Origin of the sequence: Listeria immobilis (assembly GCF_014322845.1) — a bacterium.
In the GTDB taxonomy this organism is placed as follows: domain Bacteria; phylum Bacillota; class Bacilli; order Lactobacillales; family Listeriaceae; genus Listeria; species Listeria immobilis.
In genome coordinates this window covers 110,479-135,785 of the sequence record NZ_JAASUA010000006.1, presented here as the reverse complement: position 1 = coordinate 135,785, position 25,307 = coordinate 110,479, and the positions used below count along the sequence as shown (strand labels likewise).

At 34.3% G+C, this 25,307-nt stretch carries 29 protein-coding genes and 1 tRNA gene; 16 read left to right on the top strand and 14 right to left on the bottom strand.

Annotated elements, in window-relative coordinates:
* Window positions 1-91 precede the first annotated feature (91 nt).
* On the top strand, window positions 92-760 hold the full coding sequence (locus HCJ45_RS09510) for a class A sortase (protein WP_185346476.1): 669 nt from the start codon (window positions 92-94) through the stop codon (window positions 758-760).
* A 45-nt stretch (window positions 761-805) separates the two neighbouring features.
* Here HCJ45_RS09510 and HCJ45_RS09505 read toward each other — a convergent pair whose 3' ends face one another.
* Complete coding sequence (locus HCJ45_RS09505) at window positions 806-1,816, bottom strand: DUF3829 domain-containing protein (RefSeq protein WP_187124642.1); 1,011 nt, start codon at window positions 1,814-1,816, stop codon at window positions 806-808.
* Window positions 1,817-1,863: 47 nt separating this feature from the next.
* Window positions 1,864-2,373, bottom strand: a complete 510-nt coding sequence (locus tag HCJ45_RS09500; protein WP_187124641.1) for a hypothetical protein — start codon at window positions 2,371-2,373, stop codon at window positions 1,864-1,866.
* Between the two features lie 210 nt (window positions 2,374-2,583).
* Here HCJ45_RS09500 and HCJ45_RS09495 point away from each other — a divergent pair, with 210 nt between their 5' ends.
* Together HCJ45_RS09495 and lplA1 are read left to right on the top strand one after the other, a co-directional pair.
* Window positions 2,584-3,315: an MBL fold metallo-hydrolase gene (locus HCJ45_RS09495; RefSeq protein ID WP_187124640.1), complete on the top strand. Its 732-nt coding sequence runs from the start codon at window positions 2,584-2,586 to the stop codon at window positions 3,313-3,315.
* 23 nt (window positions 3,316-3,338) lie between these two features.
* Window positions 3,339-4,334 (top strand): lipoate protein ligase LplA1, encoded by a 996-nt coding sequence (gene lplA1 / locus HCJ45_RS09490; RefSeq protein WP_187124639.1) that lies wholly within the window; start codon window positions 3,339-3,341, stop codon window positions 4,332-4,334.
* 39 nt (window positions 4,335-4,373) lie between these two features.
* Here lplA1 and HCJ45_RS09485 read toward each other — a convergent pair whose 3' ends face one another.
* The 3 genes from HCJ45_RS09485 to HCJ45_RS09475 all read right to left on the bottom strand — a co-directional run bounded on the left by HCJ45_RS09485 (window position 4,374) and on the right by HCJ45_RS09475 (window position 8,063).
* Window positions 4,374-4,979, bottom strand: coding sequence for a TVP38/TMEM64 family protein (locus HCJ45_RS09485; protein ID WP_185346470.1), 606 nt, complete (start codon window positions 4,977-4,979; stop codon window positions 4,374-4,376).
* A gap of 122 nt (window positions 4,980-5,101) precedes the next feature.
* Window positions 5,102-6,043: a glycosyltransferase GltA gene (gltA, locus tag HCJ45_RS09480; RefSeq protein ID WP_187124638.1), complete on the bottom strand. Its 942-nt coding sequence runs from the start codon at window positions 6,041-6,043 to the stop codon at window positions 5,102-5,104.
* 13 nt (window positions 6,044-6,056) lie between these two features.
* Window positions 6,057-8,063, bottom strand: a complete 2,007-nt coding sequence (locus tag HCJ45_RS09475) for a glycosyltransferase family 39 protein (protein ID WP_187124637.1) — start codon at window positions 8,061-8,063, stop codon at window positions 6,057-6,059.
* Window positions 8,064-8,250: 187 nt separating this feature from the next.
* On the opposite strand from HCJ45_RS09475, the gene HCJ45_RS09470 reads away from it, so the two are divergent.
* The 4 genes from HCJ45_RS09470 (at window position 8,251) to nfsA (ending at window position 10,841) form a co-directional block, all read left to right on the top strand.
* Window positions 8,251-8,321, top strand: a tRNA-Gly gene (locus HCJ45_RS09470).
* A 102-nt stretch (window positions 8,322-8,423) separates the two neighbouring features.
* Window positions 8,424-9,557 carry a tRNA epoxyqueuosine(34) reductase QueG gene (queG, locus tag HCJ45_RS09465; RefSeq protein ID WP_187124636.1) on the top strand — a complete coding sequence of 378 codons (1,134 nt, stop codon included), beginning with the start codon at window positions 8,424-8,426 and terminating at the stop codon, window positions 9,555-9,557.
* 20 nt (window positions 9,558-9,577) lie between these two features.
* Window positions 9,578-10,087, top strand: coding sequence for a tRNA (uridine(34)/cytosine(34)/5-carboxymethylaminomethyluridine(34)-2'-O)-methyltransferase TrmL (gene trmL / locus HCJ45_RS09460; protein WP_187124635.1), 510 nt, complete (start codon window positions 9,578-9,580; stop codon window positions 10,085-10,087).
* A gap of 13 nt (window positions 10,088-10,100) precedes the next feature.
* A complete protein-coding gene (gene nfsA, locus HCJ45_RS09455; protein ID WP_187124634.1) occupies window positions 10,101-10,841 on the top strand; it encodes an oxygen-insensitive NADPH nitroreductase in 741 nt (246 codons plus the stop codon).
* A 47-nt stretch (window positions 10,842-10,888) separates the two neighbouring features.
* Here nfsA and HCJ45_RS09450 read toward each other — a convergent pair whose 3' ends face one another.
* The 5 genes from HCJ45_RS09450 to HCJ45_RS09430 form a co-directional block, all read right to left on the bottom strand.
* A complete protein-coding gene (locus HCJ45_RS09450; protein ID WP_185346458.1) occupies window positions 10,889-11,050 on the bottom strand; it encodes a lmo0937 family membrane protein in 162 nt (53 codons plus the stop codon).
* 85 nt (window positions 11,051-11,135) lie between these two features.
* On the bottom strand, window positions 11,136-11,600 hold the full coding sequence (locus HCJ45_RS09445; RefSeq protein WP_185380941.1) for a low molecular weight protein-tyrosine-phosphatase: 465 nt from the start codon (window positions 11,598-11,600) through the stop codon (window positions 11,136-11,138).
* A gap of 16 nt (window positions 11,601-11,616) precedes the next feature.
* Window positions 11,617-12,366: an SMI1/KNR4 family protein gene (locus HCJ45_RS09440; protein ID WP_187124633.1), complete on the bottom strand. Its 750-nt coding sequence runs from the start codon at window positions 12,364-12,366 to the stop codon at window positions 11,617-11,619.
* A 108-nt stretch (window positions 12,367-12,474) separates the two neighbouring features.
* Window positions 12,475-13,437, bottom strand: a complete 963-nt coding sequence (locus HCJ45_RS09435; RefSeq protein WP_187124632.1) for a hypothetical protein — start codon at window positions 13,435-13,437, stop codon at window positions 12,475-12,477.
* A gap of 11 nt (window positions 13,438-13,448) precedes the next feature.
* The gene (locus tag HCJ45_RS09430; RefSeq protein ID WP_187124631.1) at window positions 13,449-15,251 is read right to left on the bottom strand and encodes an HSP90 family protein; all 1,803 of its coding nucleotides are present in this window, start codon (window positions 15,249-15,251) and stop codon (window positions 13,449-13,451) included.
* A 190-nt stretch (window positions 15,252-15,441) separates the two neighbouring features.
* On the opposite strand from HCJ45_RS09430, the gene fri reads away from it, so the two are divergent.
* The 4 genes from fri (at window position 15,442) to HCJ45_RS09410 (ending at window position 17,935) form a co-directional block, all read left to right on the top strand.
* Window positions 15,442-15,912 (top strand): non-heme iron-binding ferritin Fri, encoded by a 471-nt coding sequence (fri, locus tag HCJ45_RS09425; protein WP_185346450.1) that lies wholly within the window; start codon window positions 15,442-15,444, stop codon window positions 15,910-15,912.
* 238 nt (window positions 15,913-16,150) lie between these two features.
* Window positions 16,151-16,453, top strand: a complete 303-nt coding sequence (locus HCJ45_RS09420; RefSeq protein WP_185346442.1) for a HesB/YadR/YfhF family protein — start codon at window positions 16,151-16,153, stop codon at window positions 16,451-16,453.
* 114 nt (window positions 16,454-16,567) lie between these two features.
* Window positions 16,568-17,698 (top strand): MBL fold metallo-hydrolase, encoded by a 1,131-nt coding sequence (locus tag HCJ45_RS09415; RefSeq protein WP_185346440.1) that lies wholly within the window; start codon window positions 16,568-16,570, stop codon window positions 17,696-17,698.
* A 9-nt stretch (window positions 17,699-17,707) separates the two neighbouring features.
* Window positions 17,708-17,935, top strand: a complete 228-nt coding sequence (locus HCJ45_RS09410) for a DUF3006 domain-containing protein (RefSeq protein ID WP_185346438.1) — start codon at window positions 17,708-17,710, stop codon at window positions 17,933-17,935.
* Window positions 17,936-18,132: 197 nt separating this feature from the next.
* On the opposite strand, the gene HCJ45_RS09405 is transcribed toward HCJ45_RS09410, so the two are convergent.
* Both HCJ45_RS09405 and HCJ45_RS09400 read right to left on the bottom strand, forming a co-directional pair.
* Window positions 18,133-19,350: a CynX/NimT family MFS transporter gene (locus HCJ45_RS09405; RefSeq protein ID WP_187124630.1), complete on the bottom strand. Its 1,218-nt coding sequence runs from the start codon at window positions 19,348-19,350 to the stop codon at window positions 18,133-18,135.
* Entirely contained in the window at window positions 19,350-20,036 is a 687-nt protein-coding gene (locus HCJ45_RS09400; protein WP_185346434.1) for a FadR/GntR family transcriptional regulator, read from the bottom strand. Before HCJ45_RS09400 ends, HCJ45_RS09405 begins: the two co-directional genes overlap by 1 nt.
* A gap of 117 nt (window positions 20,037-20,153) precedes the next feature.
* Here HCJ45_RS09400 and HCJ45_RS09395 point away from each other — a divergent pair, with 117 nt between their 5' ends.
* On the top strand, window positions 20,154-21,200 hold the full coding sequence (locus HCJ45_RS09395) for an AI-2E family transporter (protein WP_187124629.1): 1,047 nt from the start codon (window positions 20,154-20,156) through the stop codon (window positions 21,198-21,200).
* An 8-nt stretch (window positions 21,201-21,208) separates the two neighbouring features.
* Here the strand turns inward: HCJ45_RS09395 and HCJ45_RS09390 are convergent, their stop codons facing one another.
* A complete protein-coding gene (locus tag HCJ45_RS09390; RefSeq protein WP_187124628.1) occupies window positions 21,209-22,120 on the bottom strand; it encodes an alpha/beta hydrolase in 912 nt (303 codons plus the stop codon).
* A gap of 19 nt (window positions 22,121-22,139) precedes the next feature.
* Window positions 22,140-22,961, bottom strand: a complete 822-nt coding sequence (locus HCJ45_RS09385; RefSeq protein WP_187124627.1) for an alpha/beta hydrolase — start codon at window positions 22,959-22,961, stop codon at window positions 22,140-22,142.
* 156 nt (window positions 22,962-23,117) lie between these two features.
* Here HCJ45_RS09385 and HCJ45_RS09380 point away from each other — a divergent pair, with 156 nt between their 5' ends.
* The 4 genes from HCJ45_RS09380 (at window position 23,118) to HCJ45_RS09365 (ending at window position 25,301) form a co-directional block, all read left to right on the top strand.
* Entirely contained in the window at window positions 23,118-23,576 is a 459-nt protein-coding gene (locus HCJ45_RS09380; RefSeq protein ID WP_187124626.1) for a DUF4064 domain-containing protein, read from the top strand.
* A 94-nt stretch (window positions 23,577-23,670) separates the two neighbouring features.
* Window positions 23,671-23,895 carry a hypothetical protein gene (locus HCJ45_RS09375; protein ID WP_187124625.1) on the top strand — a complete coding sequence of 75 codons (225 nt, stop codon included), beginning with the start codon at window positions 23,671-23,673 and terminating at the stop codon, window positions 23,893-23,895.
* Between the two features lie 230 nt (window positions 23,896-24,125).
* Window positions 24,126-24,440 (top strand): lmo0954 family membrane protein, encoded by a 315-nt coding sequence (locus HCJ45_RS09370; RefSeq protein WP_185346424.1) that lies wholly within the window; start codon window positions 24,126-24,128, stop codon window positions 24,438-24,440.
* 15 nt (window positions 24,441-24,455) lie between these two features.
* Window positions 24,456-25,301 carry a PspA/IM30 family protein gene (locus HCJ45_RS09365; protein WP_187124624.1) on the top strand — a complete coding sequence of 282 codons (846 nt, stop codon included), beginning with the start codon at window positions 24,456-24,458 and terminating at the stop codon, window positions 25,299-25,301.
* Window positions 25,302-25,307 lie beyond the last annotated feature (6 nt).

Below are 25,307 nucleotides of genomic sequence, written 5' to 3'. Positions count from 1 at the left end.
CAGATGCGTTATATTTTTTGAATTATTATTAATATTCTTTGCGTCAAGAGGATGGCTACTATATAATAAAATAGTTACAAGGAGGAATTATATGTTAAAGAAAACAATTGCCATAATTATTTTAGTTATCGGTTTACTATTGATTTTTTCCCCATTCATTAAAAATGGTATTGTGAAATATTTAAGTGGACACGAAACAATCGAACAATATCAACCAGAAGACATTAAGAAAAATAATGATAAGGAAGCTACATTCGATTTTGAAAGTGTGCAACTTCCATCGATGACATCTGTTGTCAAAGGTGCAACGAATTATGATAAAGATGCCGTTGTTGGCTCTATCGCTGTTCCTTCTGTTGATGTAAATTTACTTGTTTTTAAAGGTACAAATACAGCTAATTTACTTGCAGGAGCGACTACAATGCGCCCTGATCAAGTTATGGGGAAAGGTAATTATCCGCTTGCTGGACACCATATGCGAGATGAATCGATGCTTTTTGGCCCGGTGATGAAAATTAAAGAGGGCGACAAAATCTATTTGACTGATTTAGAAAATTTATATGAATATGAAGTAACGGAAACAAAAACAATTGATGAGACAGAGGTTAGCGTTATTGATGAAACAAAAGATGCCAGAATCACATTGATAACTTGTGATAAACCTACAGAAACTACAAAACGATTTGTAGCAGTTGGCGAATTGCAAAAAACTGAAAAACTAACAAAAGAGCTTGAAAGTAAATATTTTCCGAATAAATAAATGAACCCCCTAACCGAAATCATGTTTCTGTTAGGGGGTTTTTGTTTAATGGAGATTGATAAAACTATTATAATTATTGACTAAATCATTATAAGTCGTCATTAATTTTTCAGGCGTACCATCTACATTAATACCGCTACTAATATTTTGCAAACTAGTTTGATCTATTGCTTCTTTTTTGTTTACACGATCTACTAACGCTGATGCATCTGCTTTTGCTTTTGTAGCTACAGGTAAAATGAAGGTAAGATCACTTTCTGTAAGATCTTCTTTTTTTAGTTGTTTTTTGTCCTTACTTGCTTTAATTAGTGCATCATAAGATTTGGCGAATTCATCATATTTTTTTTGAAATGCGGGTACATCTAGCTCTAATACATTAGCAGCATTTATTTCTTGGCTTTGAAGTTCGGTAATAAGATTTTCTGTTTGAGTAATAAAGTCATTTAATCTATATAATGTTATTTTCCCGGAATCTTTCATTTCTTTCGCTGCTGCTTCTTGTTGTTTATTAATTACTTTATCCATTTTTTCGTTAAAAGAGCTAACTTCTTTATTTGTTTCGTCAACTGTTTCTAAAAGTTTATTATGCAAAGTTTCTGCTTTTTTAAAATCATCGTCCACATAACTGTTAGATTCATAGTATGTTTTTAACTCACTTAAGATTTCTACCTCATTAGCAACATCTTTTATAAGTTTGTTTGCCTCTTTATCCATTGGGAAAGAAGGGGATTTATCAATAAATTTTTTAATATCATCAATGGCTGCAGTTGTTTGAATTGGTTCACTTACATAAAGCGAATTAGTGTCAGTTGGTTTTTTGAACTTGCCATTTTCATCCGCAAATGCTTGGTAATAATCATTTAGAGCGCCATTAAACTCAGTATTAATGGCGTTACTTAGATTTACATAGACATTGTATTTTTCAAGTTCTGCGCCTGAATATACTTTGCTTGAATCTTTTTTACTGGTCTCTTTACTATCAGCATTTGCTTTGCTATCACTTTCGCCGTCATTACCACAAGCACCTAATAAGCCTGTAATCATAAAGGCGCTCATTAAACATAAGCTCCATTTTTTATAATTTTTCAATTTTACGCATCCTTTTATTTTATATTTTTTTTGATTGTATTAAGTGATTTCATTAATGGGGCATTGTCATAATAATATTTACTGTCACCCATGCTTTTCTTTCCAACTAGTAAAATAAACTCTTCCTGTCCATTAGAAAAATCAAATTTCTCACGGTTATAACGATCACGTTTGTTAAGCATTTCGCTAACAATACGAGAGTGCTTTTTAATACATAAACTTCCTGATTCAAAAATAGTTTTATTTATAACATTTTCGGATGTATCCAACTCAAGAATAATTAGTTCATTATTCGTTTCATCCGCCCCAATAATATAGTCAATATTATGAAAGGTGACTCGATTAAAAACAACTTGCATAATGATAGAGAGTAAGCCAGTGGTTTTGCTCTCTACTTGTGCAAGACCAAAAACATATTGTGCTGGATTATCCACATTTTTGGTGATTAAACTATCGATGACTTGTTGTCTGCGCATATATTCATTGCCGACATTTTGAATTTGTTCTTTTGCTTGATTTAACATATATTAGCTCCTTCTTTAAGATACCCATAGTGTAGCATTAAAATGAAGAAGTTTTAGAAAATGGATAAAAGATTATAATTAGGAGGAATTTAGCCTGTTTTTAGCATTTGTATCCTTTGTTCGCTGCTTTTTTTCTGGATGATTTCTCCTTTCATTCTAAATGTTGTATCATATGAATAGAGGTTTATTTTGAGAAAGGAAGTGCCAGTGATGAAACTAACGGTTTTTGGCCATTGGGGTGGATATCCAGTAGCAAATGAAGGGACATCCAGCTACTTGCTAGAGGAAAATGGATTTAAATTATTAATTGATGTGGGAGCAAGTGCTGTTTCTATTATGCAAAACTATATTGACCCAGATGATATTGATGCGGCGATAATTTCTCACTATCATCCAGATCATGTAGCAGATGTTGGGATTTTACAGCATATTCGATTATTATCACAAAAAAAAGAAAAACCACCAATTCTTCCTATTTATGGGCATAGAGAGGATGAACGCGGTTACTCTTATCTAGAGATGTCAAATATTACTAAAGCGATAGAGTATAAAGAAGATGACGAGCTAGAAATTGGACCTTTTAAAGTAACTTTCTTAAAAACTATTCATCCAGTTGTTTGCTATGCAATGCGTATAGAAGCAGCAGGAAAAGTTTTTGTATACACCGCAGATAGTGCTTACCAAGATAGCTTTATTCCTTTTTCAAAAGATGCTGATTTACTTGTTGCAGATACAAATTTTTTCCAGGAACTGGCTGGAAAAACCAAAGTGCACATGGCAAGTATTGAAGTGGCGAAAATTGCCAAAGAAGCAAATGTAAAATCATTACTCCTTAGTCATTTACCAGAAGTTGGCGATTTGGAAGTGTTAAAAGCAGAAGCATCCGCGATTTATAACGGAGAAATAGCACTCGCTTCAAAAGGATTTACTAAAACTTTCTAATATAGAAGAAAAGGGGTAGGGGCATGTATTTTGTAGATAATAATAATGAAAAAGATCCACGTATTAATTTAGCAGTGGAGGAATTTATTTTAACGGAATTACAATTAGATGAGCCGGTGCTGTTATTTTATATTAACAAACCGTCCATTATCATAGGAAGAAACCAAAATACGGTAGAAGAAATTGACACGGAGTACGTTCAAAAAAATGATGTAATAGTTGTTCGTAGACTTTCAGGTGGTGGGGCAGTTTATCATGATGAAGGTAATTTGAATTTTAGTTTTATTACTAAGGATGATGGAGAGTCTTTCCATAATTTTGCCAAATTTACACAACCAATTGTTGAAGCGTTAAAACGTCTAGGAGTAAACGCTGAGTTAAAAGGTAGAAATGATTTACTGATTGATGGGTTTAAAGTTTCTGGTAATGCCCAGTTTGCCACAAAAGGAAAGATGTTCTCTCACGGGACGCTGATGTACAATCTAAATATTGATAATGTCGTTGCATCATTAAAACCACGAAAAGATAAGATTGAATCAAAAGGAATTAAGTCAGTTCGCAGTCGGGTAGCTAATATTTCTGATTTTATGGACCAAGATATGACTACAGAGGAATTTCGTGATTTATTGCTTCTTTATATTTTCGGTGTAGATAAAGTAGAAGATGTAAAAGAGTACAAACTAACAGAGGCCGATTGGGAGAAAATCCGAGAAATATCGGCTAAGCGTTACGGAAACTGGGATTGGAACTATGGGAAATCACCAAAATTTGATTTAGAGCGAACAAAGCGTTTTCCAGTTGGATCCATAGATATACGGTTAAATGTCCAAAAAGGAGTAATTACAGCTATTAAAATTTTTGGAGATTTCTTTGGTGTAAAAGATGTAGCAGAAATCGAACAAAAATTGCTACATGCCACATATAAGCGAGAATCATTGGAAGAGGCGCTAGCAGATGTAGAAATAAAATCCTATTTTGGAAATGTAACAAAAGACGAATTTTTAGACTTACTTTATTAAAAAAACGGAAAGTACGGTTTTATCACGTACTTTCCGTTTTTATGTTAGATTTTTTCCAGACATCCAGTGTTCCAGGCGTTTTCCAATAAACCAAAGAATGACCACTGAAACAATTAAAATAGCTAATTTAAGCGGTTGATGAATTAAATCCATAAAATCATAGCCGATATAACTAATTGCAAAAACTTTGACCATTTTTCCGCCAATAAGCGCAAGAACAAATTGATAAACTTTTATTTTAGAAAGCCCGGCCACAATATTAACCGCAGAAGAAGGTGTAAAAGGCATCACTAGCAAAATAAAAATAGGACTAAAACCATGCCGATCTATCCACTCCATCACGCGCTTGATTTGTTTATGCCCTGAAATAAAACGTAAAAAGCGTGTTTGGCCAAACTTTCGTGCAAGAAAAAAGACACATAAGCTACCGGCTATTGCTGCTGTAACTGAAATCACAAATCCACCAAGTAGACCATAAGCATTCACATTAACAACCACAAATAAAATAAACGGTAAAAAAGGTAAAAATGCTTCAATAAATGGTAAGAGAAAAGCTAAAAGTGGTCCTAAATTCCGATACTCACTTAGCCAGTACATTAAGTTATCATATGAAAAGAAATTCATCATATCCTGCCAAAAATTCATAAAGAAGCCTCCATATTCTCTAACAGCTTACTTTATTTTCTCATATTAATTTGATAAATAGTTAATAAAACAACTTGAAAATGATAAAAAACCTAGCATTAAGCCAGGAGTTTTATCAATCATTATTTAGAAAAACCATTTTCTTCTTCTATAATATAGAGTGGACGGTCCTTTACTTCATCATATATCCGACCAATATATTCACCAATTAAGCCAAGGATAAATAGAATGATACCACCAAATACAAGTTGTAAAATGATAATAGAAGTCCAACCGGTTAATGTTGTATTTGTAAAGAATTTTTGAAAAAGAACAATGAGTGAATATACAAATCCAATAAAAGCAGTAATGACACCTAAATAACTAGCCAGTTTTAAAGGACGATAAGAAAAAGATGTAATTCCATCAATGGAAAGTTTAATCATTTTTTTGAGAGGATACTTTGTTTCTCCGGCTGCGCGTTCATCACGTTCATAATGAATCGCTGTTTGTTTAAATCCAAGCCAACTTACCTGACCGCGAACGAAAGGATTTTTTTCATGTAGACTGGCTAATTCTCGGCAAACTTGCGCATCCATCAGACGGAAATCACCAGTATCTACAGGAATATTTATATCTGTTAATTTACTTAAAATACGGTAAAAAAGAGAAGCTGATTGTTTTTTAAAGAAAGTTTCCCCATTCCGTTTGATACGCTGGGCATAAACCACTTGGTAACCTTCCTTCCATTTTTCTACCATTTGAATAATTAATTCTGGAGGGTCTTGTAGATCTGCATCAATAACAACCACCGCTTTACCACTTGCATAATTTGCTCCTGCTGTAATCGCGATTTGGTGACCAAAGTTTCTTGAAAAGTGAAGCGCCTTAACGCAATTATCCTCACTGCTTAATTTTTGTAAGATACTCCTTGTTAAATCCTTACTTCCATCATTTACAAAAATAATTTCGTATGTTCCTTCGAGAGACTGCATCACTTTAGTAAGTCTTTGATAAGTTTTTACTAATACTTCCTCTTCATTAAAAACAGGAACTATACAAGAAAAATCAATATCTTTATTCATACTACACACATCCTTATTTCAATTGATAAAGTGTCCCGCTTCCAGTGCCATTCGCACCGGGCATACCACTAACTGAATTCTCTGATGTGCTTTCGTTAGTTGAAGTAGAGCTGCTCCATTCATCACTAGCGATTTCGGTACCATTTTCTTCTATCCATTTTACCACATCAGAGTCAGAAGATTTACTATTTGTTGGAAGATAAAAATATTTAATTTCTCCATCTTTAATCATTTTTTTCAGTTCTTTAACGGTAATAGTTGGGTCTGTACCATTAAAACCACCAAGAGCCATAACTGCTTTTTTCGTTTGGATAATATATGGTCCAGCTGTTGTAGCATCTGTTGTTCCAAATAAATAGGTTTCACCACTATTATTTTTTTCTAGATAACTAATCAATCCCTCATCTACAGAAGCATCTTCAAACCCGCCATGACTAGATTGTTTTAACTGAGGACCAGCTTCTGGTAAAGAACTATTCCCACCATAAATAATCGGCGTTAGTGACCAATAAAACGGTGCTATAAGTAAAATAGCTAATGCTAAGGCTGTGATTTTTGCAGCTAACTTTGTGTGCAGTTGGATACCGCTTAAAATTATGGCTACACTTAAAGCGGCAAGGCAAGTAACAATAGCTAGCAGAGGTAAATAAGAAAAAATAAAAAATGCTTGCAATGCGCCAGTGAAGACGATTGATAGGGGAAGTAGAAATTTCTGCCAGTTTGTTTTATCACGATATAGTTGGAATAAAGCAACTAATCCAGTTCCACTAAGTACTGCTATTGGTGGAGCTAACATAATCAAGTAATAGTGATGGAAAAATCCTGCAATGCTGAAAAATCCTGCAACTGGAAGCAACCATGCCGCCCAGAAAATCATCTCTTTTTGTTTCAAGTTAAGTGGATAGAATCGCTTATTTTCATTTCGATAGGCTAAAAATATTGCTAGTATTCCAATAAGAGCAAGTGGTAAGAACCAACTTATCTGGTCTCCTAAGGCAGTTTGGAATAGGCGAAGTGGTCCAGCTGTTCCTGTTCCAAACATCCCCGTACTACCAGTCATTTTAGAACCAGTATTGCCACCAACATTTCCACCCATTCCGTTACCGCCAGTCGGAGGAGTTCCGCCGCCCATACCATCATTTGGAGGAGCTTGTATAGATTCATTCGAGCTACCTATATTATTTTGAGATGGAGGCGCTTCTGAGCTATTATTGGTAGTTCCCATTCCAGTTTCTTGACCAAGAAGCCGTTCTACACCATTGTACCCAAAGGCCAGTTCTAATACCGAGTTTGTTTGACTGCTTCCAACATAAGGTCTTTCAGAAGTAGCAGTTTGGTCAACGATAACTGCCCACGAAACCGAAACACCTAACATCAAAACTAGCGCTACGAATAATTGAATAACTTTTTTCTTCCAACTTAACTTAACCGTAATAAAGTAAAATAACACAAAAGCGGGGACGACCATAAAGGCTTGAAGCATTTTAACATTAAAACCTACACCAATGAGCAAAAAGGCAAGCAAAAGCCAAAGAAATTTTGCTTGATAAACCGCTTTAAAAAGAAAATAAGTTGCTAGTAATAAAATGAAAACAAGAATAGCATCCATGTTATTTGTTCGCGTAACAGCAACAGCGATAGGAGTGAGTGCCATAATTAGCGCTGTAATCCGTGCAGCCCATTCACCAAATTTTGGCTTAACTAAAATATAAAGTAATATAACAGAACCAACACCAGCTAGTGCTTGAGGCAAGATTACACTCCAACCATGAACTCCAAAAATCAACGCACTAATCGCCTGCAACCAAAGTGCAACAGGTGGCTTATCAACTGTGATAAAACCTGCTGGATCAAAAGCACCATAAAAAAAGTTATGGAAGTTTTGTACCATGCTAGTCACCGCTGCCGTATAGTAAGGATTTACAGTATCATCATTCCAAATACCATAAAAATTAAAAAAGATAGCAATAATGATAATCCCGACAAAATAAAAGTCTAAGTTTCTAATCCACTTTCTCATATTTTTCCCTTCTCTCCATAAGATAATACGTCTTATTTTAGAGGTGAAATATGAAAAAAACGTGAATAAATATAGAAATAAAATAGCTATTTAATTTAATTAAAGAAATTCTAGAAAAAGTCTTGTCAAAACTCCCATAGAATGGTATTATATAAAAGTTGTTAAAACACTAAGAACTACTTACTATGCGGGTGTAGTTTAGTGGTAAAACTACAGCCTTCCAAGCTGTTGTCGTGGGTTCGATTCCCATCACCCGCTTTATATTTTAAAAATCCTGTTATCAACGCAGTGTTTCGACCTTTTTAAGCGAAGCATTGCGTTTATTTTATTGTCTGAAAATAATGAGAGGGGGCTTGAAGCTTGGATACTAAGTCAAATTACGCTAATCTAAAAAACGAATTAATTGCCTATGCACATGAAATTGGTATTCAAAAAATCGGCTTCACAACAGCTGACCCATTTTTATTTTTAAAAGAACGATTACTAAAGGCAGAAGCATTAGATTTATTTACTGGATTTGAGCATCCCAACCTTGATGAACGTGTATATCCAGAACTTATTTTCAAAGAACCACAATCTATTATTGCAATTGCTCTAGCGTATCCTTCTAAATTAAAAGAAACGCCAATAAGTAAAAAATCAGGAAGACGTGGTGTATTTGCAAGAGCTTCATGGGGGATAGATTATCATACCATTTTACGAGAAAAATTAGCTTTATTAGAAGCTTTTTTAGCGGAGCGACTATCAGAAGTTCGAATGAAATCAATGGTTGATACAGGAGAACTTTCTGATGTAGCAGTTGCGGAACGAGCAGGAATTGGTTGGCGTGGGAAAAATACGCTATTAATAACCCCAGAATATGGCTCGTGGGTCTATTTAGGTGAAATGATAACCAATATTCCTTTTGAACCAGATCAACCTGCAAGTGACCTTTGCGCGACTTGTAATCAATGTGTGAAAGCTTGTCCGACGGGGTCTCTTCTTGGCGAGGGAAAAATGAACCCTAAAATATGTTTAAGCTACCTTACACAAACAAAAGACTTCTTAGATGAAAAATATCGCGAAGTGTTGCATAATCGTTTGTATGGTTGTGATACTTGCCAAGTAGTCTGTCCATATAATCGCGGTCATGATTTCCATTTTCATCCAGAAATGGAGCCTGTACCAGAACTCGTTCGACCTGAATTAAAGCCGCTTCTTACAATATCTAACCGAGCATTTAAAGAACAATTCGGTGAGATGGCAGGCTCGTGGCGTGGTAAAAAGCCTATTCAGCGCAATGCGATTATTATTTTAGCACGTTATAAAGATAAAACGGCTGTTCCAGAGTTAATAAATTGTTTGCAAAATGATCCGCGACCAGTTATCCGAGGAACTGCAGGCTGGGCATTACGCAAAATTGGCGGAGATGAGGCAGAAAAAGCCATCGAAGCAGCTCTCCAAATCGAACAAGATGAACAAGTACTTCAAGAATTAACAGCTATACCAAATTAATAGAAACCAGGTGAAAAGAAATGCCAAACCATATCGTACTTTATCAACCAGAAATCCCCGCAAATACCGGAAATATCTCCAGAACTTGTGCTGGAACAGATACTTTTTTACATTTAATTCGGCCACTTGGCTTTTCAACAGATGATAAAATGCTAAAACGTGCGGGGCTTGATTATTGGGATAATGTCAAACTTACGTATTATGACTCTCTTGATGACTTTTTTGAAAAAAATCAAGGTGGAGAATTTTACTATATTACTAAATTTGGTCGACATGTTTATAGTGATATTGACTATAGTGATACAACGAAAGATTATTTTTTTATTTTTGGTAAAGAAACAACTGGCTTACCGGATGCCCTTTTACAAGAAAATGAAGAAAATTGTTTGCGAATTCCAATGACAGACCATATCCGATCATTAAATTTATCCAATACAGCAGCAGTTTTAGCTTATGAAGCACTTCGCCAGCAAAATTTTGGCGCACTTCTACAAGAACCTAATTATGATAGAAAGATTTTTCAAGATTAAAGGGGGAGTTAAGGTGAATAAAACAATTGATACAATTCTTGGACATTATTCTGTTCGGAAATTTGCAGATAAAGCACTTACGGAAGAAGAATTGACGGTACTAATTAAAAGTGCACAAGCTGCTTCCACTTCTAGTTTTGTTCAAGCCTATTCAATTATCGGTATATCTGATAAACAAATTCGTGAAAAAATTTCGGCAATTGCTGGAAATCAAGCCTATACGGTTCAAACAGGTCAATTATTTATTTTTGTAGCTGATTTAGCAAGGCATCAAGCGATTTTGGAAAGAGAAGAAGTCGATATAGAAGCTTTATCTACATCGGAAAAATCGTTGGTAGCTATCATTGATGCGGCGCTCGCAGCTCAAAATATGGCAATTGCTGCTGAATCGCTTGGTCTAGGTATTTGTTATATTGGTGGAATTAGAAATGATGTTAAAAAAATGGCGGAACTACTCGATTTGCCACCATATACGATGCCATTATTTGGGCTAACAGTGGGCTATCCAGTGGCAAATCAGGAAAAGGCTAAACCACGATTACCACAAGAATTGATTTATCATCAAAATACGTATCAAAAAATGGATCCTGCTATTTTGGCAAGCTATGATGAAAAAATAAAACAGTATTATAATGAAAGAACATCAGGAAAGCGTGTTGAAAGTTGGTCTGAACAAATGGCACGTGGATTAGGTCAGAAAAACCGGCTAGATTTAAAAGCGTTCTTAGAAAAACAACATTTAAGCCAAAAATAAAAAGAGAGCGGACTCGCTGTTTTAAATAACGAGTCCGCTCTCTTTCTTTATTTACGGTTGTTTCTAGCCATTTGAATTAAATTCCAAATAACAAGTATTAAAACAATAACGAGCAGGATGTTAATCAATCCACCCGCAATATGGAAAATAATTCCAATTAACCATACAACTACCAAAATAACAATAATTCCCCAAATAAGGCCTAACATTTAAAAAACCTCTTCCGAAATAACATTTGATTGTACGGTTATCTTTTCCCGCAAGGCCATTCTTTAAACATAGTAACTTAAAAAATTAGTCCAGTTGTTTAGTAATGTATTCAAGTAGTGCTTTTACGCCTGCAGTGACCATTTGTTCAGTTTCCTTAAAATCACCAGTATAATAAGGATCTGGAATTTCTTTCTCTTCTTCCCCTAAAACAAAGGACATTAGTGAGCGAATTGTTGCTTTTGAGTTGTTTGCAAGTGCTTTTAAATCACTTATATTTTGTTGGTCCATGCCAATAATAAAGTCAGCCTCGGCAAAATCGGTAGCAGAAATTTTTCTTGCTTTCATAAATTGATAATCGACATGATGTTTTTTCAAAATTTCTTTTGTTCCTCGGTGTGGTGGTTTGCCTAAATTCCAAGTACCAGTTGCAGCAGAATCAATTGCAATTTGGTTGCTCAGTCCAGCTTTCTCTACCTCAGCTCTGAAAAGTCCTTCCGCCATAGGAGAACGACAAATATTCCCTAAACATACAAATACTACTTTTATCAAAAAATTTCCTCCTTTATTAATCATTCCATTCCTTTTTTAATAAATCTAATTCGTCTAAATCGATTCCTTTACTCTTGGAAAGTAATGAAAAAACAGTTACTACTAAATCAGGAGCTAATTTGCGCCGAAAATAAAGCAATTGATTTTCAAATAAACGGTAAGCAAGGATATTATAAGGAATCGCTTGTTTTTGTAAAATAGTGATTAAAGTTTGTAGATACCAGTTTTTATCTGGATAATCTTCTAAACTTTCCATTAACTGCTGCGTTTTTTGCACATCACATGAGGCAAGAATTTGATCTAATTTGAAACGTGAAAAATGTTCTGCCATATCAATTGGAAAGGGACTAAAATATAACTGGGTTAAAAAATCAGCCATATTTTCTGCAATCACAAGCGTTTGTAAAGTTTCAAAGTCTACATAGATAATACTTGGGTTCTGAAGGTCATCTGTGTAAGAAAAACCAATATAGCGAGCTTCATCTTGATGGAAAAAGATTTGTTTACCAGCTAGCTCCACATCATTTTGTTCCGGAATAGATAGTAGTAATTCATCTAAACTAGCCAAATAATATATTTCTCCATAATCAAGCCCATAAGAAGTAGGCTCACTTGTTTTAAAATGATTTTTTCTAATAAGTCCGCCGTTTTGCTTTAGGATTAATTCGCGATATTCGGTAGGTAAGGTGACACCTAATTCCGCTTCTTTTGTACGAATTGCTTGCTCTAATACGCCTGGATTTCCATTATCAATCCAAATGCTCATCTTTTTCAACTCCTTCCTGTATTATCCTAAAAAAAGTCATAAGCGCAATCGAAAAACATGATCAGTAAAGCCGTAAAAATCGGATTTGACTGATCATGTATTAAAAACTTATTTTAGACGATTACTATAATAATTATTTTCATTCCGAGCGTCAAATTTAGCTGTAAGTGCCTCCGTTTGCTCTACTAATTCCGCTTCTTTTTCTGCATCAAATAGGGGATATGCGGCTTGAAGAAATAAAAGCCGATCTAAGCCACTCTCTGATTGAAGGGCTGTTTCTTTATTTGTATCAAATACTTCTCGTGCTTTTTCAAGTTGCTTCGAGCGAACTAAATATTGAAGTAAGTTCGCAAGTGGTGGAACTAATGCGCTTTTGTTTTTTACAAGCGGATATCCTTTATCAAAACATTCCTGCGCCATTTTAGTATCACCTAACTCTAAATAAGCAAGAGCCATATTACCGTAAGTCAAATGTGGAACTTCTGCGCAGCCTTGTTTACCTTTAATAATTGATTTAGCTACTTTTTTTGCTGTTTCGTAATCCTGAGTAAAACAATAATAGTCTACTTGATCATTTGTTTCGCAAGCAGGGCAATCATTTAAATAATCAGCTTTGGTTGAATGCCACTTTTCAAAGTATTGTTTTGCTTTTTTTGTATCACCCATCCGCATGGCTGCAAGCGTTGTAACTTTATAGTATGGACGAAGCGAATAATTTTGCTGTTCAAATTTGGTTTTCATATCCAATAAAAGATTATCTACTTGTTCTTTAGAAATCTCGTCAAATGTTGGAACATGTTCACTAATCCATTTGTATTTCCAAAATAAGGAATAAAGATCAATAATTGATTCGTCATCCTCCCATTTCTTTACTAACCAACTAAAAGCTTGTAGTTGTTTTTTTGGGAAACCAGCAGTTAAACAAGTATCAATGAGCATTTCGCGTGCTTCAATTGCATTATCCACATCATTATACATATCTGCGCTTGCAATGGCTCTTTCTAATACTTTAATCTTTTCTGCATCATCTTCCATTTGCCATGCCATTTCTAAATCTTCTAAATAACTCATATATTTCCCTCCTAAAGTAATTCTAAAATGCGTATTAGATTTTGATTCATTAATTCCATTTCTTTTCGTTTAAGTGGATAATGTCCAAGTAGCAATGATTGAATGTAGAGTACATTTACAATAACACTTAGTTCATCAATAGATTTACCAGATGTAAAAAGTCGTTTAATTAATTCATTGTCTAGGTTTAAATACAGATGCGCAAGTGGGGCAGGAGTCTGTTCTTTTTGAATGCTCTCTAAAATATCACTAAAAACAGAACTTGTCTCTTCCGCAGCTCGTTCCATTTCGCGAGATGCTTGTGTAGCAGCTGAATGAATAAAAATAATTGGTAAGTTATTGGGTTCAAAATGTTTAATAGCGACATCTGCATCAAATTCCATCATCATTTGGTTTAATTCTTTCAAAATTAATTGATAAGCAGACTCTTCTTCAAGCGTCATTGGTAAGAGCTTATCTGTCAATTCTTCTGGTTGAATTAAAACAAAATTTGTTTGTTCGAGCAAATGATTCAACGTTCCTAAAATAGGTGTATCATAAGAGTAGCCACCATTTATTAAGGTCAATCCGCTTGAACGAGCAATATCGGACATTTGTCTGAAATCATCTACTGAAAAAGTATAATAAATGGTAGTTTCAGTTTTCAAAATATCTGCTAGCTTTTCCTCCCCATTTAACGTTTTAAAAGTTAAATAAGGATAAATCAGTGTTAAAAATGGGATATCTTCACTCGCAAGTGCTTTAAAACCTAGATAATGCGTATTTAGTAATTTCGTTAGTGCTTTTTCTGGTAATGTTTCAATACCTTTTTTAAGTGCTACACCAAGTTCTGTTGCTACATCAGTTAACCGTTCATTTTTATAAAACGACTCCCTAGAAGCCACAGGTTGAAGTTCATCCGTCCAGAGTACACATTCAGCAAAGAATGCCCAATCAGGTAAGACATTGTTTGCTTCACTTGTAACAAACATATTATTCAAAAATACAGTTTGTTTGCGAACAGCATTCATTTGAACAGTATAAGGAATCATATATGCAATACCAAAAGTCCGACCAGACTCATTTTCAATTAAAAAATAATCATTAAAACGGGTTCCAAGGATATGCTCTCCGTAACGAATAATTTGTTCTCGCGGAAGTTGATGTAACGTCTCTTTATTAGCAAATTGTTTAGTCCATCCATTGATACTTTCTTCAAAACCATTTTTTTCTATTAATATTGTACTTTCTAAAGAGGAACCATATTTTCGAAGTGTATTAATTAAATACGGAGTTTCTTCGCATTCTGGATGTTCCTCTAAATCAGCTCTAAGGCGTAAAAATACTTGTGTTCCAGGTTCGCGCGATTCTGTATCTAATTTACGAACAGAGTAGGTTCCATCGGATTTTCCGCGCCATTCTGTTGTTTCGTTATTTTTTTTCGAAGTAGAAATCATCACAATTTCATCACTTACAATAAAACAAGAAAGTAAGCCAATCCCAAAGCGACCAATAAAATCATTAGCGCTTTGACCTTCAAACTTTTTTTCGCCTTTAGAAGAATTAGCGATAGTCGCAAGGAATGCATGCACCTCTTCTTCCGTTAAACCAATACCATTATCTTCTACAATTAATGTTTTTTCGTCTGTCTTACCAGATAAAGAAACATGTATTTGACCTTCTAATTCGGGTTCTATCTTTTTTCTGGCTCTAATTGCATCTGTTGCATTTTGCAATATTTCGCGAATATATACATCTTTTTCATCATATAAGTGATTAGAGAGTATATCAATCATACCAGCTAAATTCACTTGAAAACGGTGTGAATAATCCATTCTATATGCCTCCTAATTGATTAAGTCTAGTTTTTATTTTATCATAAAAGTGTAGTAGAAGGCTGATAAAATGTTTAATAATTTTTAGCAGTGGTAAATACTTTGTGATGGTTTCCACACTAGACATGGGAAAGAAAGTAGTTTATAATAATTATTAAGTAATAACGATTATAAATAAGGAGGAATTATTATGAAAACAATTAACTCAGTAGACACAAAGGAATTTTTGAATCATCAGGTAGCAAATTTAAATGTATTTACAGTAAAAATCCATCAAATCCATTGGTATATGCGAGGTCATAATTTCTTTACGTTACATGAAAAAATGGATGACTTATATAGCGAATTCGGAGAGCAAATGGATGAAGTAGCAGAACGCTTAATTGCAATCGGTGGCAGTCCATTCTCTACTTTGAAAGAGTTTTTAGAAAATGCAAGTGTAGAAGAAGCTCCTTATACAAAACCAAAAACAATGGATCAATTAATGGAAGATTTAGTTGGGACATTAGAATTACTTAGAGATGAATATCAACAAGGTATTGAGCTGACTGACAAAGAAGGCGATAATGTCACAAATGATATGTTGATTTCCTTTAAGGCAAGTATCGATAAACATATTTGGATGTTTAAAGCATTCTTAGGTAAAGCACCATTAGAATAAAAAAGTGAAGATTGTGCGGGAATTTTATTTCCGCACAGTTTTTTTATTTTATCTGTTGTAGTACAATGTTATCATTTTTAAGTTGTTTTAATACAATTTGGTTTAGATAATAGCAGAAAGAGGTATATAAACTTCATAACAAAAAGCAGAAAAAGTGAAATCAGACGAAAAATCTGCTATTCTTTAGTAACATAAAGTGGAAATTCTGTACAAATAATTTGGAACGAGGAGTGAGCGTATGAATATCGAGGTAACGGACCAAGCAAATAAATGGTTTCATGATGAGTTTGATGTTTCAGATGGTAATGGAATCCGACTTTTTGCGAAATATGGTGGTTCCAATAGTTCCTTGCACCCTGGTTTCTCTATTGGTTTAACCGCTGAAAAACCGCAAGAAGCAGCAGTGGCCGAAGAAAAAGAAGATTTAACCTTCTTTATTGAAGATCATGATTATTGGTATTTTAAAGATCATGATTGGAAAATCGACTATGAACCAAAAACCGAAGAAGTATCATTTTCCTTTAAAGAAAAAGTGAAATGACTGCCACATAAATAGCCGTATGTAATCAAGTTGATTGCATGCGGTTTTTATTTTAAAAAGCCTTTACTGTTTTACGGGGTTTTGCTATTCTACTAAGAGAGCAGGAGGAATAGCATGACAAAGAAATTAGTAATATGTATGAGTTTAATCGCTTTATTTCTAAGCGGTTGTAGTTTTTCAACACAGCCAGAAAAAACATCTAATGTAACAGAGAAGTCATTAACAGGAGCTGAATTCCAATTTTTTGATGTTGGACAGGGTGATAGCACTCTTATTCAAGCAGAAGATGGGACGACCATCCTAATTGATACAGGTAGACAAGATGATGATCGAATATTGACCTATTTGAAAGAAGCCAATGTGAAAAAGATAGATTTGTTGCTATTAACACACCCGCATGCCGATCATATTGGAAATGCGGATAAAATAATTGCTACATATAAACCAAAAGAGATTTGGATGGATGGGCTAGCTTTTTCGAGTAGTATATATGAAAGAGTGATTGATGCAGCCCTTGCTTCTGATGCCACTTATAAAGAACCAAGGCGGGGTGAAACAGCAACTTTTGGACCATTTAACTTAACCGTTCTTAGCCCAGATAAGTTAGAAAATGATGCTAATAACGATTCTATTGCAGTAAAAATTTCTTATAAAGATATTTCAGCCATTTTTACTGGTGATGCGGAAAAAGGGCGTGAAAAAGAAATGGTTGAAAGCGATGAGGATTTGAAAGCAGACATTCTTGATTTAGGTCACCATGGTTCTTCTACATCGAATCAACCCTACTTCTTAGATGAAATTAAACCACAAGTAGCAGTTTATTCCGCTGAACTTGCAAACAGCTACGGTCACCCACATGTAGAAGTATTAGAATGGCTAAAAGATCGAAAAATCGCTACTTACGGAACCGATGTAAATGGGACTGTAACCATTGAAACAGACGGCGAAAAAATCCATGTTCAAACGGAAAAAAATGGAACACCAAAACCAGGAAGTAGCTACAATAATGAAGAAGGAACACAAAAAACAGAAGATGCCACTTCAGAAGAATTACCAGAAAAAATTAATATTAATACTGCCTCAGAAGAAGAATTGGAACTACTGCCACTAATCGGACCGGCGCTTGCGGATAAAATCATCGCAGAGCGGCCATATCAAACATTGGATGATTTAAAAAAAATTAACGGCATTGGCGATGGAATAGTGAGACAGATAAAAGAACAAGGCATTGCTGTGACAAAGTAGGTGATTAGTTTGAAAAAAGCGATTTTGGACAGAATAGAGGATGGAAAAGCAGTTTTTTTACTAGAACCAAATAATACAGAATGGTTGGTCGAAAAAAATAAATTAGCTCCAACTATTAAAGAAGGGGATGTAGTGATTATTTCAGAAACTAATGAAATAATCACACAACCCCAAGAAACAGCCGATATGAAAAAACGTATTGCTGAAAAACTTGAAAAACTACGAAAAAAAAACTGAGAAAAACTTTGTTGAAATCTCATGAAATTATCATTTGCCTTTCAGCGCATTCTTTTTTAGAAAAGTTATTATATGTATAAGCTAACAACAAGCAAAACATTTTCATTTCTTTCCCTTTTTAGAATGAAAATCCCAAACTCCCTTTTTGCTAGTGCGGTTTACTCCCTTTTTCCGCACTAGTTTTTTTATGTGCAATTTTAATTTTTGTGCGCAAATAAAAATTTATTTCGGCCAGCATCTAGACCACAATAAAGCATTAATAGGGAAATACCAATTAGAACATATAAGGTTGGTTGCCAACTGCCAAGAATATCATGCAGTGTCCCAAAAAGTATTGGACCAGAAGCGGCAAATAAATAACCAATAGATTGTGCCATTCCTGATAAATCTGCTGATTCGGCAGCGCTTGCTGTTCGCAAATTAAAGAACATCATCGAAAGACTAAAAGCCATCCCCGAACCAATTCCATATAAAATAATAACTAGTGACAAAATAATTAGATTCCCATTTGCAAACATAATCCCGAAAATCCCTAATAGAAATAATGAGATGGAAATACCAACAAGTAACTGCTGATTTTTCATTCGACCAGCAATAATCGGAATAATAAAAGTCACAGGCATTACAGCAAATTGCATAAGCGACAACATTAATCCACTGGACGTATTTGATAAACCTTGCTCTGCTAAAATATTTGGTAACCACGCAATCGAAATATAATAAATGGCTGATTGTGAACCCATAAATAAAGAAATTTTCCAAGCTAGTGGAGATTTCCATACAGAAGCTGTTGCTAAGTGAGAAGCTATTTTAACAGTGTTTTTTTGGTTGAATTTTAATTGAGGTAACCAAAAAACAAACGCTAAAACTCCCAGTAATGCCCAAAAAATCATACTTCCTCGCCAATTATAGGGATTATTCATTGCAATCGGAACTGTTAATCCAGCAGCAATTGCCGAGCACAAATTCATTGAAATAGAGTAAACCCCTGTCATTAATCCTAATTTAAATGGAAACTCTTTTTTTATTAAACTAGGTAAAAGTACATTTCCAACTGCGATAGCTAGCCCTATGAGAAAAGTACCTATAAATAAGTTTCCGGTGCCACCAAACGGACGAAGAAAACTACCAATAACAAGTGTTAAAAGTGCAATGAAAAGAAGCACCTCAATTCCTAGGGAGCGACTTAGTTTAGAGACAAATGGTGATAACCCGGCAAATGCAAGTAGCGGGATAGTCGTAAGCAAACCTGCCATAGTGTTAGTTAAATGTAAATCAGATTGTATTAGCCCCATCAGTGGACCAACTGAAGTAATAGGTGTTCGTAAATTTGCAGCAATTAAAATAATACCGATAATAAGCATTACCTTACTTGATCGAGTAAGGATTTTGTCTTCTGTTAAATCAACATTCATTATTTTTCTCCATTCTGTATAGCAACTTGTTGGAAGTAGGTGATGTATTCCGTTACTTCATAGGCTGCTCGTTCTTTGTTTTGTTCTTTTATGGCAGATATAAGTGCCGTGTGACCATGATGCTTATTTTCGCTTGGATTAATATCTGTTGTACTTGTAATGGAAAACTGGATTTCTTCTAAAATATTTGCATACATATCAAGCAATAATTGATTATGAGCCGCCTTTACAACAGCTAAGTGCAAGGCTGTATCTGCTTTTATAAACATAGAAATATCTTTTTTGTTACTAGCTTCTATACAAAGTTCGCGATAGTGGTTTAATGATTGTAAATCTTGCTCTGTGCGGCGTGAACAGGCTAAAATAACCGCTTCCCGGTCAAGCGCATGTCTAATTTCCAGTATTTCCTGAACAGAGGATTCCCGAACACGTTTTTGCATAATCGCTTTAAGTTCACTATCATTTCTAACAAAAGTACCATCGCCTTGTTTCGTTTCAAGTAGTCCAATATGTGCAAGCGCGCGAATAGCCTCTCGAAGTGTATTTCGACTAATACCAAATTGAGTCATTAAATCAGCTTCTTTAGGAATACGTTCACCAATTTTCCAAGTACCACTAGTGATTTCACTTTTTATTTGTTCATAAGCTTGTTCAGCTAGCGATTTGCGTGCTAGTTTTTCTACCATAATATTCACTCCTTTAAAGGTAGGATGATTGGTTCTATTTTACATAGGAATAAAGTTTTTGTAAACCTTATTTTTTGAATTATGATAGAATAGAGAAAGAAAAGGGCTGGTGAGAAGATGAATTGGTTAGAAAGACTTAAAGCGAATAACACAGCAAAACGGGTATTTGTGTTTGTTTTGCTTGGAATTGTACTCTACTTACTAAGAAGTATGATTGATTTAATTTTGTTAACCTTTATTTTTGCATTTTTAGTTACTCGACTTGAAAATGTGATTTTAAAAAGAGTGCGAATACCAAGAAAGCTAATCGTGATTGTCTTATACACATTAGTTGCAATATTTTTGTATATAGCAATCGTTCATTTTTTACCAATATTAATTGATCAAATTTCTCAATTAGTGGATTCGTTAGTGAAAATTTATAATAATCCAAGTGATAATGCGGTAGTGAATTGGATAATTGGATTTTTAAAAGAATCTAATATTCAAAAATACTTACAAACTGGCGTTGATTTTATCATCGCTTCGCTTTCAGGGATAGGATCAATTGGATTATCTTTCTTTTTAGCACTAATACTAAGTTTATTTTTCTCACTTGAAAAAGAACGTGTCGCTTCTTTTACTGGACAATTTTTATCAAGTAAGATTGGCTTTATTTTTAAAGAAGCAGCATTTTTTGGGAAGAAATTTGTTTCCACTTTTGGAGTGGTACTAGAGGCACAATTAATGATTGCACTTGTAAATACAGTTATTACAACTATTGCGTTATATTTAATGGATTTTCCGCAATTATTAAGTCTTTCTATAATGGTGTTTGTTCTTGGATTAATTCCAGTAGCTGGAGTTATTATTTCTTGTATACCACTCGTTCTTATTGCATATTCTGTTGGTGGATTTCAAGATGTTTTCTATATTTTAATTACAGTTGTGATTGTTCATGCAGTGGAAACGTATATTTTAAATCCAAAACTAATGTCTTCCAAAACCAATTTGCCCGTCTTTTATACGTTTATCGTATTAATTTTTTCTGAAACATTTTTTGGCGTATGGGGATTAATTGTAGGGATACCAGTATTTGTATTTTTATTAGATATTCTAGATGTGAGAAATGCAGAGGACAAAGAAAAACGTACGATATTTGGGCGTAAGAAAAAAGTAGATTAAGCCAGTGCTTAATCTACTTTTTCTGTTTTCCAAAGAAATTCTGCTACCATTGTATCAACATCGTTATTTTCGTGGAGTTTACTATGAGCAGCATTTTTTCCAGTAAAAACTTTCTCTTCATAACTGGCTACTTGGTTTTCAAAGATAAATTTACCAGAAAGAGCACTTGCAACCGAAACACTACCATCGCTTTTAGTCCCATCCAGTGTATCACCGGCAATATTTAAAACATTTAACTGAGTAGGGATATTTTGTTTATTCTTGATAAAATTGCTATAGCGTTCAGAAGATTGCTTTGGTCCATCTTCTGTTAAGTCATAAGCTGTAATACCATTATCACCAATGACTAGCCCATTTAGCGGCGCACCTATCAAAATAAGCTTTTCAATAACCGGATAAGCTGTATCATTCCCTGTTTTTTCAATATAGTTAGTTAAACTCACACCTCCCATGGAATGACCAAGCGCATTAACTTTTTCAATGTGATAATTATGTTTCAGTTCTTTCATAACGCTTTCTATCCATAGTGTTTGATTAACCATCGAACTTTTATTATTTTCAAAAATAACTTGAATGGTAGGGTTGTGGCTAAATTTATCATAAGTACCTGTTGTCGAAATCTCACCATCAGTTGCTACTGTCATAACTAGTGATTTTGTCACATCACCATTACTTGCAAAGCGATTAATCATCCCTCCAAGTGAGTTTTCTGTACCTGAATAGCCGTGAACAAAAAGTGTTGGTATAGCTATTTCTGATGTAGATGTTGTCTCTTTAGTAGCTGTTTCTTTTTTCTTTGTCTCAGCAGTTGCTGTATTTAGAGTTGCATTCTTTTTAGTTGGTTCGAAATGAAGGAATATCACACCAAAACCAGTAATAATTACGGCAAGCATCATAATTCCGATAATAATTTTTTTCATAATAAACTTCCTTTAACTTTTATTTCCGTCCCCATAAAAATGAGCCAACATATTTATCTACAACAGTAGATTCATGCATGCTACTATGAGTTGCTTGTGGTCCTTTAATTACATGAGTAGTCACTTTTTGATGTGCAAATAATTTTTGACCATATAGCACACTATCTAATTTAACTTCTCCGTCACTATTAGAACCATCTTCTAGGTTTCCTCCAATAATCATAATTTCTGTATTAGTAGGCAATACTTTTGCCATTTTTTCAGCAAATTTTGTATGCACATTGTTGGCATTTTTAATATCCACTTGTTGATCGCCGTTGACATACTCTTCTGGATAAAATGGTACAGCTAGAAATACAATTTTATTTACTTGTGGATAGGATTTGTTTTTTTCATAACTTGCTAAATAAGCTACCCAAGCGCCCCCGCCCATCGAATGACCAACTGCATTAAATTTTTTGATTTCGTAGTTTTGCTGTAGGTAGGACATAACTTTTTTCGTCCACATAGATTGTTGTGGTAAAGTTGCCCGATTATCTTCAAACACAATATTTATAAGTGGATTTTTTGTTGATTTATCATATGTACCTGTAGTCGAGATATTTCCATCAGGGCTTACATTTACAGTTAATGTCTCTTTTGCCCAATCATATTTTTGATCAAAGCGACGTATCATTCCATGAAGTGAGCGATCAGTACCACGATAACCATGAATAAAAATCGTAGGAATGGTGTCTTGTGCTGCTTTTGGATAGGAAGTATTGATGGTTAATAGTATAAATAGTGCTCCAACTAAACAGCCTAGTGGTAAGATAATGGAGAAGAACACACGCTTTAGCATTATTTTACGCCCCTTTATATTTCGTTATGAACAAATTATACATTTTTTTACTTAAAAACGCACGATTGGTCTTCTTTTTCTGTAAAATTAATGGTTTATTCTCAGGAACACATATAGTATACTGTAAAAATAAGCGAAGAAACGGAGGCATTTAGAATGATTAAACGAACAGGTGAAGTTGTACTTGCTATTATTGGTCTAGTTTTTAGTGTATTAATGCAAGCTGCAATTGCTACTATAGGATTTTTAATGGTAAATGGTTCTAAAGCCAATGAAGGATTAACTACTTATTATAATAATTACTATCAAACAATGGCTGAATGGGATATTCCAAAAAGTGAAATTCCAGATGCTGATAGAGTATTAGATTTTGTACATACGTTGTCGTGGGTAGCTTTATCAGGTGGAATAATCACTTTAATTCTTGGGATAGTTGGTATATTCTACATTGTTAATAACAAAAAGCCCGTTCTATCTGGTTTTTTATTCTTATTAGCGGGAATTGTATCGCTTGTTTCAACTGTTTTAATAGGCTTTTTCCCAGCATTAATCTTTGTAGTTGCAGCAATGCTTTGTTTTATTCGCAAACCAAAAAGCAACTATTTACATTTTTAGCAAGAAAGAGGGAGTTGGAATTTCCAGCTCCTTTTTGTTTTGCCTTTCTTTTTTTAGGGAATAATATAGAGGATTTCAAGAGGAGGTTGATAGTGTGAAAAGTAAAGTTGGTATTATTGCTGGAACAATTGCTGGGGTGGTTGCCTGTGTAGCAGTTTATGTGGTGAAAAAACAACATCCACCTACCCCTTTTGATGAAGTAAATGATATTAGGTCGCGCTATGAGGAAGCCGATATTTCAGAAACGGAACTTGAAGAAGCCAACATGGTTTCAGAAGGTGGGGTTTCATCCATCCAATATGAAGAAAAAATTAAATAGTTCTTAAAACAGTTTGTTTCTTGTGTTTAGCAAGAGACAAACTGTTTTTTACTTGGAATGTTTCCTAATTGTCATGAAAATATGTTATCCTTTAAGTAGATAATAGGACTCAGGTTGTAGGTGAATTTCCTTCTACAGCGGGTTCTTCAAGTTGATACATAGCGTTATGATAAGTACAGTAATAAAAGAAAGATAAATTAGCTACTCTTGGAAGTAAGGAGGTAGACGTATTGAGAGCAATTTTGATCGGTGTATTAATAGTTTTACTAATTTCAATGATACTTATAGTACTATGGCCAGCAATTATGGCAACAATTGGTGCAGTACTAGGCTTTTGGTCATTAAAGAAACTTCTCGAAGCACGTTCTTTAGGAGAGAAAATCTTATATGGAGTTTTAATCGGCGTTGGTGCCTTGATTATTCTAGCTAACTTAAAAGGAATTTTGGTTGTCGTGATTATTGGCGCAATTATTTACTTCCTAACTAGAAATAAAAATAAACCTAAAAAAAATGATGATATCTTTGACTACCCATACAATAAATAATTGGAGGAGAAAAAAATGGCAAACCTTTTTGAAAAAATGAAACAATGGAATAAAGAAGTAAGCGAAAAGATTGAGAAACGTGAAGAAAAACGTCGTAATTCAGTGAGCTACTATATGGATAAAACCAAACAAGAAATGAAAGATGCAGAACGTATGGTTGAAAAACAACGTGAATTAAAATCTCTTTTCTACAAAGAATATAAAGAAATGGAAGTTTATGTTGAAAAACGTCGTCACCAAGCTGAAATTGCAAAAGAAGCAGGTGAAACTAAGTTAGCAGATTTTGCTCTAGAAGAAGTGGCTCAATATGAAGAACAATTAGAAGCTACAAAAGGTCATTATGAACAAGCATCAGAGCAACTTGAAAAATTGGAATTACGGATGCACGAAATGCGCTTAAAATGGAAAAATCTTAAAACACAACATCTAGCTGAAATGGCGGAAAAAAATGCCACAGAAACATCTGAAAAAATGGATAAAGTAATTCATGATATGAGTTGGGGTAGCGTAAGTGATTACCATGAAGCGCAAAAACAACGCGATTTAGCAGATGAAGCTGAGAAAAAAGCAGATATGAACAAAGAACTTTCTCAATCCTTTGATGATCTTATGGATGAGTTAGAAAAGAAAACGAAGAAAAGTAAAGAAGTCATCAAAGATAAAGCACAAAACTTTACAACAATGGTAGATGAAATTATTGAACGCGAAAAACAAAATTTCAAAAAGCCTGAAAAAGCATCTATGGAAGATCAATTAAATGAGCTGGAAAAAGAAGCAGCAAAAGAAAAACCAAAAGAAGAAAAAGAAGTGCTTATTCCAGAATTAGAGAAAAAAGAAGAACCAAAAGAAGAAGATAAATAAAAAGTG

Excerpts from the sequence above, each read along its gene's own strand:
- HCJ45_RS09510 (WP_185346476.1), top strand. The coding sequence starts at position 92 with ATGTTAAAGAAAACAATTGCCATAATTATTTTAGTTATCGGTTTACTA.
- HCJ45_RS09505 (WP_187124642.1), bottom strand. The coding sequence starts at position 1,816 with ATGAGCGCCTTTATGATTACAGGCTTATTAGGTGCTTGTGGTAATGAC.
- HCJ45_RS09500 (WP_187124641.1), bottom strand. The coding sequence starts at position 2,373 with ATGTTAAATCAAGCAAAAGAACAAATTCAAAATGTCGGCAATGAATAT.
- HCJ45_RS09495 (WP_187124640.1), top strand. The coding sequence starts at position 2,584 with ATGAAACTAACGGTTTTTGGCCATTGGGGTGGATATCCAGTAGCAAAT.
- lplA1 (WP_187124639.1), top strand. The coding sequence starts at position 3,339 with ATGTATTTTGTAGATAATAATAATGAAAAAGATCCACGTATTAATTTA.
- HCJ45_RS09485 (WP_185346470.1), bottom strand. The coding sequence starts at position 4,979 with ATGAATTTTTGGCAGGATATGATGAATTTCTTTTCATATGATAACTTA.
- gltA (WP_187124638.1), bottom strand. The coding sequence starts at position 6,043 with ATGAATAAAGATATTGATTTTTCTTGTATAGTTCCTGTTTTTAATGAA.
- HCJ45_RS09475 (WP_187124637.1), bottom strand. The coding sequence starts at position 8,063 with ATGAGAAAGTGGATTAGAAACTTAGACTTTTATTTTGTCGGGATTATC.
- trmL (WP_187124635.1), top strand. The coding sequence starts at position 9,578 with ATGCCAAACCATATCGTACTTTATCAACCAGAAATCCCCGCAAATACC.
- HCJ45_RS09450 (WP_185346458.1), bottom strand. The coding sequence starts at position 11,050 with ATGTTAGGCCTTATTTGGGGAATTATTGTTATTTTGGTAGTTGTATGG.
- HCJ45_RS09440 (WP_187124633.1), bottom strand. The coding sequence starts at position 12,366 with ATGAGCATTTGGATTGATAATGGAAATCCAGGCGTATTAGAGCAAGCA.
- HCJ45_RS09435 (WP_187124632.1), bottom strand. The coding sequence starts at position 13,437 with ATGAGTTATTTAGAAGATTTAGAAATGGCATGGCAAATGGAAGATGAT.
- HCJ45_RS09430 (WP_187124631.1), bottom strand. The coding sequence starts at position 15,251 with ATGGATTATTCACACCGTTTTCAAGTGAATTTAGCTGGTATGATTGAT.
- fri (WP_185346450.1), top strand. The coding sequence starts at position 15,442 with ATGAAAACAATTAACTCAGTAGACACAAAGGAATTTTTGAATCATCAG.
- HCJ45_RS09420 (WP_185346442.1), top strand. The coding sequence starts at position 16,151 with ATGAATATCGAGGTAACGGACCAAGCAAATAAATGGTTTCATGATGAG.
- HCJ45_RS09415 (WP_185346440.1), top strand. The coding sequence starts at position 16,568 with ATGACAAAGAAATTAGTAATATGTATGAGTTTAATCGCTTTATTTCTA.
- HCJ45_RS09405 (WP_187124630.1), bottom strand. The coding sequence starts at position 19,350 with ATGAATGTTGATTTAACAGAAGACAAAATCCTTACTCGATCAAGTAAG.
- HCJ45_RS09400 (WP_185346434.1), bottom strand. The coding sequence starts at position 20,036 with ATGGTAGAAAAACTAGCACGCAAATCGCTAGCTGAACAAGCTTATGAA.
- HCJ45_RS09395 (WP_187124629.1), top strand. The coding sequence starts at position 20,154 with ATGAATTGGTTAGAAAGACTTAAAGCGAATAACACAGCAAAACGGGTA.
- HCJ45_RS09390 (WP_187124628.1), bottom strand. The coding sequence starts at position 22,120 with ATGAAAAAAATTATTATCGGAATTATGATGCTTGCCGTAATTATTACT.
- HCJ45_RS09385 (WP_187124627.1), bottom strand. The coding sequence starts at position 22,961 with ATGCTAAAGCGTGTGTTCTTCTCCATTATCTTACCACTAGGCTGTTTA.
- HCJ45_RS09380 (WP_187124626.1), top strand. The coding sequence starts at position 23,118 with ATGATTAAACGAACAGGTGAAGTTGTACTTGCTATTATTGGTCTAGTT.
- HCJ45_RS09365 (WP_187124624.1), top strand. The coding sequence starts at position 24,456 with ATGGCAAACCTTTTTGAAAAAATGAAACAATGGAATAAAGAAGTAAGC.